Raw genomic sequence first — 14,351 nt, forward strand, 5'->3', positions numbered from 1 at the left:
TCAGGCCACAGTGGCTGCGGCAGGCACGTCCGCCGTCACCCGACCACGCTGCCTGAAGCTGTACAGGTAGCAGATCAGACCGATCATGAAGAACACACCAGCGATCAGTCGCAACCAGAAGAACACGGCCAGTTGATCAGTGGTATTCATGAAGGACATCGCGGCGCCATCGGCAGGGATACGCTGCAGCCAGACCTGAACCACACCCGCAGCGGTCAGGAACAGTGTGATGGCAACCATCGACACGGTCATCAGCCAGAAACCCCAGATTTCGATGCGCTGTGCACGTGCATCAGGTGCTTCACCCAGGCCACGCAGACGCGGCATGGCGTAGCTGATGATGGTCATCACGATCATCGCGTAGGCACCGTAGAAGGCCAGGTGACCATGCGCGGCAGTCAGTTGCGAGCCGTGTGTGTAATAGTTCACCGGAGCCAGGGTGTGCAGGAAGCCCCACACGCCAGCGCCGAAGAATGCAGTCACGGTAGTACCGATGGCCCACAGGGCAGCAGCCTTGTTCGGATGCTGACGGCGACGACGGCTCACCATGTTCAGCGAGAACAGCACCATGGCGAAGAACGGCAGCGGTTCTAGCGCGGAGAAGATCGAGCCGAGCCACAACCAGACCTCAGGCGCACCGATCCAGAAGAAGTGGTGACCGGTACCGATGATGCCCGAGATGAGCGCCATGGCGATGATCACGTACAGCCACTTCTCGATCACTTCGCGGTCGACGCCGGTGATCTTGATCAGGACGAAGGCCAGCATCGAACCCATGATCAGCTCCCACACGCCTTCTACCCAAAGGTGCACCACGAACCACCAGTAGTACTTGTCGCGCGCCAGGTTTTCCGGGTTGTAGAAGGAGAACAGCCAGAACACCGCCAGACCGATCAGACCGGTCATCATGACCATGCTGATCGCGGTCTTGCGACCTTTGAGCAGCGTCATGCCGACGTTATAGAGGAAGCCCAAGGCGACCACTACGATGCCGATCTTGGTGATCGTCGGCTGCTCCAGGAACTCACGTCCCATGGTTGGCAGCAGATGGTTCTGAGTCATTTCGGCCAGCCCGGCGTACGGCACGAACAGGTAACCGAGAATGGTCAACACGCCAGCGGCAGCGAAAACCCAGAACAGAATGATCGCCAGCTTCGGACTGTGCAGTTCACGGTCCGCTTCCTCGGGGATGAGGTAGTAAGCCGCTCCCATGAAGCCGAACAGCAGCCAGACGATCAGCAGGTTGGTGTGAACCATCCGCGCCACGTTGAATGGCAGCAGCGGGAACAGGAAGTCACCAACTACATACTGCAGGCCCATGATCAGACCGAACAGGATCTGACCGACGAAGAGCATCAGCGCAAACACGAAGTAGGGCTTGGCGACGGCCTGCGATTGGAATTTGAGATGCGGATTCATAACGCTCATCTCTCAGCCCTCCTTGTTTGGCGGCCAGTTATTGGTATCAATCTTCGACGTCCACTTGAGGAATTCGGCCATATCGTCGACTTCCTGCTCGGTCAGATTGAACTGCGGCATCGCTCTGCGGCCGGGCACCCCAAGCGGCTGAGCTTTCATCCAGGCCTGCAAGAAGGGTTTGAAAGCCGCATCCTCACCGCGACGGACGAAGACATTCCCCAGCTCAGGCGCGAAGTAGGCACCTTCACCGAGCAGGCTGTGGCAGCCGATGCAGTTGTTGTTTTCCCAAACCTCTTTGCCTCGCACCACCGCTTCGGTCAGTTCCGATTCGTTGGATCGCTCTGGAAAGGTCTGCTCTGTGTGATAGGTCAGGCCCAGGAATACCAGGAAGAAGAAAACGCTTCCCCCGAAGTAAATGTTCCTGGCCATTCCCTTGGTAAAGGTATCGGACATGGTCGCCTCCTCATGGCGTTGGCGTGGCCAGTTTAAGAAGGCAGCTATCGAAACCTGCTTGATGCCAATCAAGAAAATCCTGAACGTGGCGCTTGGTCTTTTGCGGGCCACGGTCGTTGGCGTTGGCGTTGGAGAGGCGGCGTGCTAGCCGGTCGGTCTGTAGCGGGGCTTTACCTATATCCATGCGAAACGGCGGGCGGTGGTCGGCAGCGCCTGTCGAAGGATGGAGAGCTGATCGACGCTGGGGCGGTGGGCTGAAGTCCACCCTACGTGGCACTGCCCGTTGGATGCCGGGTTGCCGGACGGCCAATCGGCAGCGATGCAAAGCGGCTGATGAGCATTGAGCTGGAGCCAGATAAAAGCGCGGCGGGAGCGGCGATTGCCGGCGCCTTTCATGGTGGGCTGAAGCCCACCCTACCAGGATCTCGGGCAGCAGCACGGGATCTGCCGTTGGCCGGGTATGGAGTTGTCTTGTCGCTGGGTTTTAACAGAACCGCGGACGAGAGCCTGGCTCGTTAGGCTGGACTTAAGCTCCGTGGGTGGGCTTCAGCCCACCACGTCGAGCCGCCGCGCAACAGGCCGCATAACCGCTAACGGCGTCGCGCCCGGCCTGTAACCGATTGCCTACGCAACCTTACAGGCTCATCGCGAGCAGGATGCCGCCGGCCATCGCGAGCGGCCAGCCGAGCAACAGCAAACGCCACATCGGAGGCGCATGGCGCAACTCCATGAAGCCATCGGAGATCAGCCAGGCCTTGACCAATGCAACCGCCAGCACCGCGGCGGCGAGCAGCAGGGTCGAGCCGGCGCTGCCCAGCACCACGGTGAGGGTGGTTAGCACGGCCAGCCCGAACCAGCAAAGGATCAGCACTTTCGAAGCGGACATGGCGTACCTCGTTAGTTGATTACGTAAACCAGCGGGAACAGCAGCACCCAGACCATATCCACCATGTGCCAATAGAGCACCCCGGACTCCAGTCCGGCGCAGTTGGTCGCTGTGTAGGCACGGCGGCGGCAGCGTTCGGCCATCCAACCGAGAATGACCATTCCCAGCAGCACGTGAAGGAAATGAAAGCCGGTAAGGATCCAATAGAGGGTAAAGAAGGTGTTGTACTCGAGCCCCAGCCCCAGGCCGGAAAGGTGGCCGTACTCGTTGAGCTTGAGCACCACATAGACGCAGGACGTGACCAGCGCGGCCAGCAGCAGCGCCGCCGCACGTTGCGGTCGCTGCATGCGTACCTGCTCCACCGCCAGGGCGGCAAACAGGCCAGAGGTCAGCAGGCTCAAGGTGAGTGCCAGCCCGATGGAGCTGTCCAGCACCGCGCGGCTTTCGCGAAACAGCTCGGGATAGAGCACCTGCGTCACGGCGAACGCCAGGATCAGGATCGCGAAGACGGTCAGCTCGGCGAGAATGAAGAACCACATCGCCAGGTCGCCCGGCAGACGGCGGTTCACCTCTATGACGTGATCATGCAAAGTGGACATCGACTACATCCATCAGGGCGGAAACGGTTTGCGGATCATCCGACAGCGGCTCGGCGAGACAGGCCATGCAGGCCTCGCGCGGGCTCATGCCGGAACGGATCATCCGGGCAGTGAAGATCAGCAGGCGGGTCGAGGCGACCTCTTCCAGATCGTGCTGTTCGAGCCGGCGTAGCGCCTGCCCAAGCTTGACCACCTGCGCGGCCAGCTCGGCATCGACCTGCGCTTCGTTAGCGACGATACGCTGCTCCTCGATGGCCGGCGGGTAGTCGAAGCGCATGGCGACGAAACGCTGCCGGGTGCTGGGCTTCATGCCCTTGAGCAGGTTCTGGTAACCGGGGTTGTAGCTGACCACGAGCATGAAACCCGGCGGCGCCTTGAGCGCTTCGCCGGTGCGCTCGATAAACAGTTCGCGACGATCATCGGCCAGTGGGTGCAGCACCACGGCGGTATCCTGGCGCGCCTCCACCACTTCATCGAGATAGCAGATGCCACCCTCGCGCACGGCGCGGGTCAGTGGCCCGTCCTGCCACCAGGTGCCCTGCGCACCGATCAAGTGACGCCCGACCAGATCCGCGGCGCTGAGGTCATCGTGGCAGGCCACGGTGTATAGCGGCAGATTCAATCGATGGGCCATGTACTGTACGAAACGGGTCTTGCCGCAGCCGGTCGGGCCCTTGATCAGTATCGGCATGCCGTGGTGCCAGGCCTGCTCGAACAGCGCCTCTTCGTTGCCCAGAGATTGATAGAACGGAGCACCGGTCAGACCGGCAAAGTTCTCGGGCGCGTTCATTGGCAATACCTCACTGCAGCAGTTGGATAATCATCTGCCACCAAACTAACCGCCACACCGCCCCCTCTCAAGCCATCCGCTGGCGAAGCTTGATTACGATCAAGCCCAGGCTGAAATGAGCGGTTGGCGGGCCAGGCAAGCCCGATTTCCAAGCCCACCGACCTTTACCTGCAACCTGCTGCGATCCCCTCCCCCGCGACACGACGTCACGCTTGGGCTATCCCGAATCGACTCTTGATTGCCATCAAGCGCATTCGCAAAAGCCCTCTCTAGCATGCGAGCCGCACACAGCAAGACCCGGGAACTGCCACATCGCCGTCATAAGCAGGAACCGCAAAATGCGGTCAGAGGAGAAAAGTATGAGCAAACCCTTACTGGCGGGCATCATCGCCGGCTTTTCACTGCTCGGTCTGGCAGTCGCCCAGGCCGCGTCCAATCCGGAAAGCACCGACGCCGCACTCAAGGGCCGCGGGTCGCCGATCGACCCGGCCAGCGCACAAACCGTACATTCGCCCGGCGCGCCGAACCTGACGCCGGCCGAGTTCGATAAAGCGAAGGAAATCTACTTCCAGCGTTGTGCAGGCTGCCACGGCGTGTTGCGTAAGGGAGCCACCGGCAAGCCGCTGACCCCGGAGATCACTCAGGAACGCGGCCAGCAGTTCCTCGAAGCGCTGATCACCTATGGCTCGCCGGCAGGCATGCCCAACTGGGGTACCTCGGGCGGGCTGACCGCCGACGAAATCACCCTGATGGCCAAATATATTCAGCACACGCCACCGACTCCGCCGGAGTGGGGCATGGCTGAAATGAAAGATTCCTGGAAGGTACTGGTCAAGCCGGAGGACCGTCCGACCAAGCAGCTGAACAAGCTGGACCTGCCGAACCTGTTCTCCGTCACGCTGCGGGACGACGGCAAAATCGCGCTTATCGACGGTGCGACCAAGAAGATCGTCCAGACCATCGACACCGGCTATGCGGTACACATCTCGCGGATGTCGGCATCGGGCCGCTATCTGTTCGTGATCGGTCGCGACGCCAAGATCGACATGATCGATCTGTGGGGCAAGGAGCCGATCAAGGTCGCCGAGATCAAGGTGGGTATCGAGGCCCGCTCGGTGGAGACCTCGAAGTTCAAGGGCTACGAGGACAAGTACGTGATCGCCGGCGACTACTGGCCGCCGCAGTTCACCATCATGGACGGCGAAACCCTTGAGCCGCTGCAGATCGTGTCCACCCGCGGCATGACCGTCGGCACCCAGGAATACCACCCCGAACCGCGCGTGGCGGCGATCATCGCCTCGCATGAACACCCCGAGTTCATCGTCAACGTCAAGGAAACCGGCAAGGTTATGCTGGTCAACTACGAAGACATCGACAACCTGACCACTACCATTATCGGCACTGCACCGTTCCTGCATGATGGCGGTTGGGACGTCAGCCACCGCTACTTCATGACGGCGGCGAACAACTCGAACAAAGTCGCCGTAATCGACTCTAAGCAGCGCAAGATGGCCGCTCTGGTGGATGTAGGCAAGACGCCCCATCCGGGCCGTGGCGCCAACTTCATCCATCCGACCTACGGGCCAGTCTGGGCAACCAGCCACCTGGGCGACGAGACCATCTCGCTGATCGGCACCGATCCCGAAGAGAACCCGGATCACGCCTGGAAAGTGGTCGAAACACTGAAAGGACAAGGGGGCGGGTCGCTGTTTATCAAGACCCATCCAAAATCCAACCATCTCTACCTGGATACGACTTTCCACCCGGATGCCAAGGTCAGCCAATCGGTCGCCGTGTTCGACATCAAGAATCTGGCCAATGGTTACAAGGTACTGCCAATCGGTGACTGGGCCGGCATCAAGGATGGCGCCAAGCGAGTCGTGCAGCCGGAGTACAACCAGGCCGGTGACGAAGTCTGGTTCTCGGTATGGAGCGGCCAGGAAGAGGAATCGGCCATCGTTGTGGTCGATGACAAGACGCTAAAGCTGAAAAAAGTGATCAAGGACAAAAGATTGATTACCCCAACCGGTAAATTTAACGTCTACAACACTCAGCACGACGTGTACTGAGTGCCACAACGGGGGAGCGAAGACTCCCCCATCTAGCCTTGAGGAAGTAACTCATGAAGAAAGTTCTCGTTCCCCTGCTCGCCCTCGGCGGCGCGATGATTCTGCAGCCGGCCGTGGCTCAGGATGGTGAAGCGCTGTTCAAGAGCAAGCCTTGCGCGGCCTGCCATAGCATCGACGCCAAGCTGGTTGGTCCGGCATTCAAGGAAGTCGCGGCCAAGTACGCCGGCCAGGACGGCGCAGCAGACCTGCTCGCTGGCCACATCAAGAACGGCAGCCAGGGTGTCTGGGGTCCGATCCCGATGCCGCCAAACCCTGTCACCGAGGAAGAAGCCAAGATCCTCGCCGAGTGGGTTCTTAGCCAGAAGTAACAGCGGAGGACATCATGATTCAGTCCCGACACGCAGTATTCGGTTTGGGGCTCGCCCTGGTGTCCCTCCTCCCCTTTTCCGCTGCCCTGGCCGACAGCCCTACAGCTGAACGCCAGGCCCAGCTCGAACACCTGCTGGTGCAGGACTGCGGGTCCTGTCACGGCCTGCGAATGACCGGTGGTCTTGGCCCGGCCCTGACGCTGGACGCGATTGCCAATAAACCCCGCGACAGCCTGATCGCCACCGTCACCCACGGGCGGCCCGGTACTGCCATGCCCGGCTGGAACGCCCTGCTCAGCGACCAGGACATCGCCTGGCTGGTCGATCTTCTTCTCGAAGGATATCCAAAACCATGATTCGTCCCCTGCTGCTGGTCGCCGCCAGTCTGCTCGCGGCTTGTGCGCAACAACCGCTGCGCGGCACCGGTGATCTAGGCGTGGTGATCGAGCGCGCCACCGGCAGCCTGCAGATTATCGAGAGCAGCGGCATGACTCGCCTGGCGCGTGTCGAGGGGCTCGGCGATCTGTCGCACGCCTCGGTGGTGTTCTCCCGCGATCAGCGCTATGCCTATGTATTCGGCCGCGACGGCGGGCTGAGCAAGGTCGACCTGCTCGAGCAGCGCATCGACCGCCGCGTGATTCAGGGCGGCAACAGCATCGGCGGAGCCATCAGCCAGGACGGTAGCCTGATCGCCGTCGGCAACTACGAGCCGGGCGGGGTCAAGGTATTCGACGCCGAAACCCTGGAGCTGGTCGCCGATATTCCCGCCACGCCTTTGGCCGATGGCAGCCGCCATTCGCGCGTTGTCGGTGTCCTCGACGCGCCCGGTCGACGCTTCATCTACAGCCTGTTCGATACGAACGAAACCTGGTTGCTGGACTTCAGCCAGGGCAACACGCCCGCTCTCACGCGCTTCGAGAACATCGGTAAACAACCCTACGACGGGCTACTCACTCCGGACGGGCGCTACTACGTGGCCGGCCTGTTCGGTGAAGACGGCATGGCCAAGATCGACCTTTGGCACACCGCACGCGGTGTCGAGCGCATCCTCGATGGCTACGGCCGCGGCCAGCAGAAGCTGCCGGTCTACAAAATGCCGCATCTGGAGGGCTGGACCGTCGCCGGCAACCAGACCTTCGTTCCGGCAGTCGGCCAGCATCGTGTGCTGGTGATGGATTCGCAGAGCTGGAAACAGACCGATGCGATCGACGTCGCCGGCCAGCCGATATTCGTCATGGCGCGCCCGGACGCACGGCAGATCTGGGTCAATTTCGCCCATCCAGACAACGGCAAGGTTCAGGTTATCGACAGCGAGACCCACGAGATCGTCGCCGAACTCGAGCCCGGCCCCGCCGTGTTGCACATGGAATTCACCGCCCGCGGCGATCAGCTCTGGCTGTCGGTGCGTGACGGCAACGAGATCCAGGTCTGGGACCCTTATAGCCTGAAACTGCTCAAGCGCCTGCCGGCGGAAAGCCCCAGCGGCATCTTCTTCAGCAGCCGCGCCCACGAAACGGGGTTATGACATGCAGATCGATGCCCTCAGCCGCCGCTTGATCGACCGCTTCCAGCACGGCATGCCGCTGTGCGCCGAACCCTACCGCGCCATGGCCGAGGCGCTCGATTGCAGCGAAAACGAGGTGCTGGACTGTCTCGAACGCCTGGAACACGCCGGGAGCCTTTCGCGCATCGGCCCGGTGTTCGAGCACAGCCGCGCCGGCGCCAGCACGCTGGTTGCCCTGGCCGTGCCTGACGCACGGCTGGAATCGGTCGCCGAGCACATCAACAGCTTTCCTGAGGTCAATCACAACTACCTGCGTGAGCATCACTACAACCTCTGGTTCGTGATCACCGGCCCCGATCGAGCCCATGTCGACGCGCTGCTGGCACGAATAGAGACGGAAACCGGGCTCACGCCGCTCGATTTGCCGATGCAGGCGGCATACCGCATCGACCTTGGTTTTCCCATCGGCGACGCACTATGAACGCCATGCTCGATGCGCTTCAGGCACTGCAGCTGCGTCGCCTGCTCGAAGCGGGCCTGCCGCTCGCCGCTCGGCCCTATCAAGTTCTGGCCGAGCGCGTTGGTACCAGCGAAGAGGCGGTGCTCGAACAGGTTCGATGCTGGAACGAAAGCGGACTGTTTCGCCGCATCGGGTTGGTCATCAAGCACCGCGCCCTGGGCTTTCGCGCTAACGCCATGCTGGTGATGGATATTCCGGACGAGATCGTCGATGACGTCGGCCGCCGCCTGGGCCAGGCCGCTGGTATCAATCTCTGCTATCAGCGGCCGCGGCGACTGCCCGACTGGCCCTACAACCTGTTCTGCATGGTCCACGGCCGCGAGCGCGAGCAGGTCTGCCGGCTGATCGCCGACCTGCTCGCCGAGCACGGCCTGAGCGATGTGCCTCATCAGCTGCTGTTCAGCACGCGCGCGTTCAAGCAATGCGGCGGCCGCTACGCCCCGCCAGCCGCGCCGGAGGCCGCCCATGAATGAGTTCGATCGGCGCCTCATCAACCGTCTGCAACATGGTCTACCACTGGTGCGACACCCCTGGCAGGCGCTGGCCGAAGAACTCGGCGGCGACCCGCAGCGCCTGCGCGAGCGCGTGCAGGCGTTGCTCGACGACGGCACGCTTACCCGCTTCGGTCCGATGTTCGACATCGAGCGTCTCGGTGGCGCCTTTACCCTCGCCGCGCTGTCTGTGCCCGAGGAATGCTTTGACGCTGTGGCCGAGCAACTCGCGTCGATGCCGGAGGTGGCGCACAACTATCGTCGCGAGCACGCCTGGAACATGTGGTTCGTGCTTGGCTGCGCGACACCCGACGGTATCGCCCAGACCATCGCGCGCATCGAGGCACAGACCGGCCTGCCGGTGCTCAACCTGCCCAAGGAGGAGACCTACCATGTCGGCCTGCATTTTTCTGTCTGAATCCTCTGGCCCGTCTGATCCGGCGCTTGCAACACGCCTGGTCGAACTCACCGAGGCGGGACTGCCATTGGTGGAGGATCCCTGGGCCTGGCTCGCCGAGCACCTTGGCATCAGCGTCGAGACCACGATTGCGCTGCTGCAACGACTGCAGGCAGAAGGCGCGATCCGCCGCATCGCCGCGGTGCCCAATCACTACCGCCTGGGTTATCGCCATAACGGCATGACCGTCTGGGATGTCGAGGACACCGAGATGCCCCGCCTCGGCCCACTGGTTGGCGCGCAACCCTTCGTCAGTCATTGCTATCGGCGCCCGCGGCAGGAAGGCTGGGGCTACAACCTGTTCGCCATGGTGCATGGCCGCGATGCCGACGAGATAGAGACCTATCGAGCCGAGATCCGCCGGCTGCTCGGAGCGGCCTGTCGCGCCGAGGATATGCTGGTCAGCAGCCGCATCCTGAAGAAGACCGGACTGCGCGTCGGCAACCGTCGCTAGCCGTCACTTACGCACCTATAGGGCGGGCTTCAGCCCACCCTTATCTCGACCAAACTGAGTCGTTGGGCTGAAGCCTACCTACGCACTACGACCTGTTCGCCAAGCGGCAGTGCGAGGAGTTGACCGTGCCCGCGCAGGGCTGTCAGAAGCGCCACTCGGGCTTGAACAAGCCAACCACAAAGAAGAGCGTGGAGAAGCTCCACATAACCAGGGCATAAAGGCGGATCTGCTCAGCACTCCAGGGCCAGGCGAACCAGTCCAGCATAACCATGCTCTTCCAGCCCTCGATCCACTGTGCGCCGCCCCAGCTGATGATCCACTTCCAGAACAGGCTGTTCAGGCAGTACAGCGCAACGAACTCTCCGATCTCCATAGATCATCCCCTCAGCGGTCAAGGAGCGGCAGTCTATGCGAAGCAGCCGTTTACAGGGCCTGACGGCAGTCTCGTTGCAAGCCGACAAGCATCGCAGCTTGGTCCGGGAGGAGCTCCGCTTCAGCCCAGAAGGACACCGCGCCGTCGGCGATTACGGTGGGCTAAAGCCCACCCTACGTCTGCCATGATCCGGTCGCCAGCCCCCGTGCTACCACCCCTTTATTTGTTTCGGATCAAGGACCCGTCACCTCACCTCGGCAATGCTGTCGTCATCGATTCAGCACCCACGAAGCCGCCGCTTCCTGAGGAGACGCCCGATGTTGAGAATCAGCCATTACCTGCGTGCCCTCGCCCGGCCAGCCATGCCGGTGCTAGGCGCGCGGAGCACAGGTGCGAGCCGGCCGCCTGTGGTGATCTGGAATCTGTTGCGGCGCTGCAACCTGACTTGCAGGCATTGCTACGCGACCTCTGCCGACAGTGAGTTTCGCGACGAACTGGATACCGCCGAAGCAATGAAAGTCATCGATGACCTGCACGAAGCCGGCGTTCGGGTGCTTATCCTGTCCGGTGGCGAGCCGCTGCTGCGCGACGACATCTTCGAGCTATCCGAATATGCCCGGTTGCGCGGATTCTTCGTCGCGCTGTCCACCAACGGCACGCTGATCGACGAGCGCAACATCGAGCAGATCGCCGCTGCAAAATACGACTACGTAGGCATCAGCATCGACGGCCTTGAAGCGGTGCATGACGACTGGCGCCAGCTCAAGGGCAGCTTCGCCGCCTCGATGCATGCCATCGACCTGTGCCGTCAGCACGGCATCCGCGTCGGCCTGCGCACCACCCTGACCCAGCACAACTACCCGCAACTGCCCAAGCTATTGGCGCTGATGCGCGCGCACGATGTGCAGAAGTTCTACCTCTCGCACCTCAACTACAGCGGCCGCGGCAAGCGCAGCCGCAAGGCCGACGCCCATCACCAGATGACGCGTGATGCCATGTACCAGCTGTTCGAACAGGCCTGGGACGACGTGCAGCAGGGCCGCGAAACCGATTTCGTCAGCGGCAACAACGATGCCGACGCCGTGCTCCTGCTGCAGTGGGTCGAAGCCCGGCTGCCGGAGCATCGCGACCGTCTGGAGCGGATGCTCCGCGCCTGGGGCGGCAATGCCTCGGGCAGCGGCATCGCCAATATCGACAATATCGGCGACGTACATCCTGACACCTACTGGTGGCAGCACACCGTCGGCAATATCCGTCGGCAGTCGTTCCGCGAGCTGTGGCTGGACAATCCCGAACCGCTGCTGACCGAGCTGCGTCAGCATCCGCGGGCTGTCGGTGGTCGCTGCGCCCAATGCCGCTGGTTGCCGATTTGCAACGGCAACACCCGCACCCGCGCCTGGGCTGAGGGCAACCTCTGGGGCGAAGACCCCGGCTGCTACCTCAGCGACCAGGAAATCGGGCTCGCGCCACCGCAATGCATTCCCAGTGTGGCGATTTGAGCAACAGCCTGCGCCAACCGCCGCATACGCCGAATCTGAGGGTCGACAGAACCCTCTTCCGCCACGCGTAAACCGTCAGCCAGATGAGATTTTCAGGAGTCCGCATGGATCAGCCAACCACCATCCCCGCTTCTCTCGGCGCCACCCTTGCCGCCGGCGAAGTCGCCTTGATCGGGGCCGGTCCCGGAGACCCCGGATTGCTTACGCTGCGCGCCTGGAGCCTGCTGCAACAAGCCGATGCGGTGGTGTACGACCGCTTGGTCAGTGCTGACCTGATGCAGCTTCTGCCGGCCCGTTGCGCCCGGCATTACGTCGGCAAGACCAGCGGCTACCACAGCCTGCCACAGCCACACATCAATCAGCTGCTGGTGGACCTGGCGAAGCAGAACCTGCGAGTTGTGCGCCTAAAGGGCGGCGATCCCTTCATCTTCGGCCGAGGCGCCGAGGAGCTTGAGCATCTGCTCGAGCACGGCGTCAACGGTCAGGTAGTACCCGGCGTTACCGCGGCTGCCGGCTGCAGTGCCTACGCCGGCATCCCCCTGACCCATCGCGACCTGGCGCACTCCTGCCAATTCATCACCGGCCATCTGCAGGAAGACGGCGCCCTGCAGCTCCCCTGGAACAGCCTGGTCGAGGGCAAACAGACGCTGGTGTTCTACATGGGTCTGGCCAGCCTCGGCGAGATCTCGCGCAACCTGATCGCCGCCGGCCTGCCGGTCAACACACCCGCTGCGCTGATTGGCAGCGGCACCCGACCGGACCAACAGGTGGTGCGCTGCACGCTGAAGCAACTGCCGACCATGGCACTGGAACAACAGCTCAAGCCCCCGACCCTAACGGTAATCGGCCAGGTGGTTGGCCTTTTTGCAGGCCGAACCCTGGAGTTCCCGGCCCGCCTGTGCGCAGGCGACCGGGTTACACAACCTGACGTCGTGGAGGCCCTATGCGACTGACCTCCTTCGCCGTGCTATTACTCTGCGGCGCGGTCCAGGCGGCGCCCGGAGCCGTATCGCTGGAACAGGCCGGCGTGCTCTATGAACGGCACTGCCAGAGCTGCCATGGAGCAAACCGCCTGGGCGGTGCCGGCCCTGCCCTGCTGCCGGAAAGCCTCAGCCGGATCAAGCCAGACGAGGCGCGCGCGATCATTAGCAATGGCCGTCCGGCCAGCCAGATGGCGGCTTTCTCGGATAGCCTGAATGCCGCCGAGATCGACGGATTGGTCAGCTACCTCTATCAACCCGCCGCGACACCACCGACCTGGAGCGACGCCGACATCCGCGCCAGCCATCGCATGCTCGCCGATGTAGGGGCGCTGCCGAGCACGCCGAAGCACGACGCCGATCCGCTCAACCTGTTCGTGGTGGTCGAGGCCGGCAACCATCACGTACGGGTACTGGACGGCGATCGCTTCGAGGAGCTGGCCAATTTCCCCTCGCACTTCGCCCTGCACGGCGGCCCGAAATTCTCGCCGGACGGACGCTTCGTCTACTTCGCCTCGCGCGATGGATGGGTCAGCGTCTACGACCTGCACAACCTGACCATGATCGCCGAGGTCCGCGCCGGGCTGAACACCCGTAACCTGGCCGTCAGCAATGATGGTCGTTGGGTGCTGGTGGGTAACTACCTGCCGGGCAATCTGGTGCTGCTGGATGCCCGTGACCTGTCGCTGATCAAGCACATCCCTACCGTTGGCCTGGATGGCACGTCATCACGGGTCAGCGCCGTCTACACCGCGCCACCGCGCGACAGCTTCGTGGTCGCCCTGAAGGATGTGACGGAGGCCTGGGAGCTGTCCTACGCCGGCGAGCCGACCTTCGAGCCGCGCCGCATCGAGGCTGCGGACTTCCTCGATGACTTCTCCTTCACACCGGACTACCGCCATCTGCTCGCCACCTCGCGCAAGGCCCACGGCGGCCAGGTGATCGACCTCGACACCGGCAAGGCGGTGACCGACATTCCGTTGCCGGGCATGCCGCATCTGGGTTCGGGCATCTACTGGAAGCGCGACGGCAAATGGGTGTTCGCCACCCCGAACGTGAGCAAGGGTCTGATCTCGGTGCTCGATCTGCAGAGCTGGGAACTGATCAAGGAGATCCCTACCGAGGGGCCCGGTTTCTTCATGCGCAGCCACGAGAACTCGAAATACGCCTGGACCGACGTGTTTTTCGGCCCCAACAACGACGCCGTACACCTGATCGACAAGCAGACCCTGGAAGTCGCCCATACGCTGCGCCCGATGCCAGGCAAGAACGCCGCGCACGTCGAGTTCACCCGCGATGGCCGGCATCTACTGCTGAGCGTCTGGGATACCGACGGCGCGCTGATCGTCTACGACGCCAACAGCCTTGAAGAGATCAAACGTATCCCGATGAACAAGGCGTCGGGCAAATACAACGTCGGCAACAAGATCGAGTTCGCCGAAGGCACCTCGCACTGAGCGGAACAACGGCAAGCATGAGCTGAGACGAA

The 14,351-nt window shown here is 62.4% G+C and carries 17 protein-coding genes; 11 read left to right on the forward strand and 6 right to left on the reverse strand.

Annotation, left to right across the window (positions count from 1 at the left end; translation table 11 throughout):
• The 5 genes from DQ405_RS05400 to DQ405_RS05420 all read right to left on the reverse strand — a co-directional run bounded on the left by DQ405_RS05400 (nucleotide 1) and on the right by DQ405_RS05420 (nucleotide 4,147).
• On the reverse strand, nucleotides 1-1,428 hold the full coding sequence (locus tag DQ405_RS05400) for a cbb3-type cytochrome c oxidase subunit I (RefSeq protein WP_168423249.1): 1,428 nt from the start codon (nucleotides 1,426-1,428) through the stop codon (nucleotides 1-3).
• 3 nt (nucleotides 1,429-1,431) lie between these two features.
• On the reverse strand, nucleotides 1,432-1,872 hold the full coding sequence (locus DQ405_RS05405; protein ID WP_168423250.1) for a c-type cytochrome: 441 nt from the start codon (nucleotides 1,870-1,872) through the stop codon (nucleotides 1,432-1,434).
• Between the two features lie 634 nt (nucleotides 1,873-2,506).
• Nucleotides 2,507-2,758 carry a cytochrome C oxidase subunit IV family protein gene (locus DQ405_RS05410; RefSeq protein WP_168423251.1) on the reverse strand — a complete coding sequence of 84 codons (252 nt, stop codon included), beginning with the start codon at nucleotides 2,756-2,758 and terminating at the stop codon, nucleotides 2,507-2,509.
• Between the two features lie 11 nt (nucleotides 2,759-2,769).
• Nucleotides 2,770-3,357, reverse strand: a complete 588-nt coding sequence (locus DQ405_RS05415) for a cytochrome c oxidase subunit 3 (RefSeq protein WP_241729842.1) — start codon at nucleotides 3,355-3,357, stop codon at nucleotides 2,770-2,772.
• A complete protein-coding gene (locus DQ405_RS05420; protein ID WP_168423252.1) occupies nucleotides 3,341-4,147 on the reverse strand; it encodes a CbbQ/NirQ/NorQ/GpvN family protein in 807 nt (268 codons plus the stop codon). The genes DQ405_RS05415 and DQ405_RS05420 overlap by 17 nt, the downstream gene beginning before the upstream one ends.
• A 359-nt stretch (nucleotides 4,148-4,506) precedes the next feature.
• On the opposite strand from DQ405_RS05420, the gene DQ405_RS05425 reads away from it, so the two are divergent.
• From DQ405_RS05425 to ahbB (DQ405_RS05460), 8 genes are read left to right on the forward strand one after another with little or no spacing between them, the layout of a single operon-like run.
• Nucleotides 4,507-6,216, forward strand: coding sequence for a nitrite reductase (locus DQ405_RS05425; RefSeq protein ID WP_168423253.1), 1,710 nt, complete (start codon nucleotides 4,507-4,509; stop codon nucleotides 6,214-6,216).
• A gap of 53 nt (nucleotides 6,217-6,269) precedes the next feature.
• On the forward strand, nucleotides 6,270-6,584 hold the full coding sequence (locus DQ405_RS05430; RefSeq protein ID WP_168423254.1) for a c-type cytochrome: 315 nt from the start codon (nucleotides 6,270-6,272) through the stop codon (nucleotides 6,582-6,584).
• A gap of 14 nt (nucleotides 6,585-6,598) precedes the next feature.
• The gene (locus DQ405_RS05435; protein ID WP_168423255.1) at nucleotides 6,599-6,940 is read left to right on the forward strand and encodes a c-type cytochrome; all 342 of its coding nucleotides are present in this window, start codon (nucleotides 6,599-6,601) and stop codon (nucleotides 6,938-6,940) included.
• Nucleotides 6,937-8,109, forward strand: coding sequence for a cytochrome D1 domain-containing protein (locus tag DQ405_RS05440; protein ID WP_168423256.1), 1,173 nt, complete (start codon nucleotides 6,937-6,939; stop codon nucleotides 8,107-8,109). Before DQ405_RS05435 ends, DQ405_RS05440 begins: the two co-directional genes overlap by 4 nt.
• Before the next feature lies 1 nt (nucleotide 8,110).
• Nucleotides 8,111-8,569: an Lrp/AsnC family transcriptional regulator gene (locus tag DQ405_RS05445; protein ID WP_168423257.1), complete on the forward strand. Its 459-nt coding sequence runs from the start codon at nucleotides 8,111-8,113 to the stop codon at nucleotides 8,567-8,569.
• Nucleotides 8,566-9,081, forward strand: a complete 516-nt coding sequence (gene ahbB / locus DQ405_RS05450) for a siroheme decarboxylase subunit beta (RefSeq protein ID WP_168423258.1) — start codon at nucleotides 8,566-8,568, stop codon at nucleotides 9,079-9,081. Before DQ405_RS05445 ends, ahbB (DQ405_RS05450) begins: the two co-directional genes overlap by 4 nt.
• On the forward strand, nucleotides 9,074-9,517 hold the full coding sequence (locus tag DQ405_RS05455) for an Lrp/AsnC family transcriptional regulator (protein ID WP_168423259.1): 444 nt from the start codon (nucleotides 9,074-9,076) through the stop codon (nucleotides 9,515-9,517). The genes ahbB (DQ405_RS05450) and DQ405_RS05455 overlap by 8 nt, the downstream gene beginning before the upstream one ends.
• Entirely contained in the window at nucleotides 9,492-10,010 is a 519-nt protein-coding gene (gene ahbB / locus DQ405_RS05460) for a siroheme decarboxylase subunit beta (protein ID WP_168423260.1), read from the forward strand. The genes DQ405_RS05455 and ahbB (DQ405_RS05460) overlap by 26 nt, the downstream gene beginning before the upstream one ends.
• A 142-nt stretch (nucleotides 10,011-10,152) precedes the next feature.
• Here ahbB (DQ405_RS05460) and DQ405_RS05465 read toward each other — a convergent pair whose 3' ends face one another.
• Nucleotides 10,153-10,383 carry a hypothetical protein gene (locus DQ405_RS05465; protein ID WP_168423261.1) on the reverse strand — a complete coding sequence of 77 codons (231 nt, stop codon included), beginning with the start codon at nucleotides 10,381-10,383 and terminating at the stop codon, nucleotides 10,153-10,155.
• A gap of 317 nt (nucleotides 10,384-10,700) precedes the next feature.
• Here DQ405_RS05465 and nirJ point away from each other — a divergent pair, with 317 nt between their 5' ends.
• The 3 genes from nirJ to DQ405_RS05480 all read left to right on the forward strand — a co-directional run bounded on the left by nirJ (nucleotide 10,701) and on the right by DQ405_RS05480 (nucleotide 14,319).
• Nucleotides 10,701-11,882: a heme d1 biosynthesis radical SAM protein NirJ gene (gene nirJ, locus DQ405_RS05470; RefSeq protein ID WP_168423262.1), complete on the forward strand. Its 1,182-nt coding sequence runs from the start codon at nucleotides 10,701-10,703 to the stop codon at nucleotides 11,880-11,882.
• Nucleotides 11,883-11,986: 104 nt separating this feature from the next.
• Nucleotides 11,987-12,835, forward strand: a complete 849-nt coding sequence (gene cobA, locus DQ405_RS05475; protein WP_168423263.1) for a uroporphyrinogen-III C-methyltransferase — start codon at nucleotides 11,987-11,989, stop codon at nucleotides 12,833-12,835.
• The gene (locus DQ405_RS05480; RefSeq protein ID WP_168423264.1) at nucleotides 12,826-14,319 is read left to right on the forward strand and encodes a nitrite reductase; all 1,494 of its coding nucleotides are present in this window, start codon (nucleotides 12,826-12,828) and stop codon (nucleotides 14,317-14,319) included. The genes cobA and DQ405_RS05480 overlap by 10 nt, the downstream gene beginning before the upstream one ends.
• The last annotated feature ends 32 nt before the right edge of the window (nucleotides 14,320-14,351 follow it).

The organism is Pseudomonas sp. SST3 (assembly GCF_003325755.1).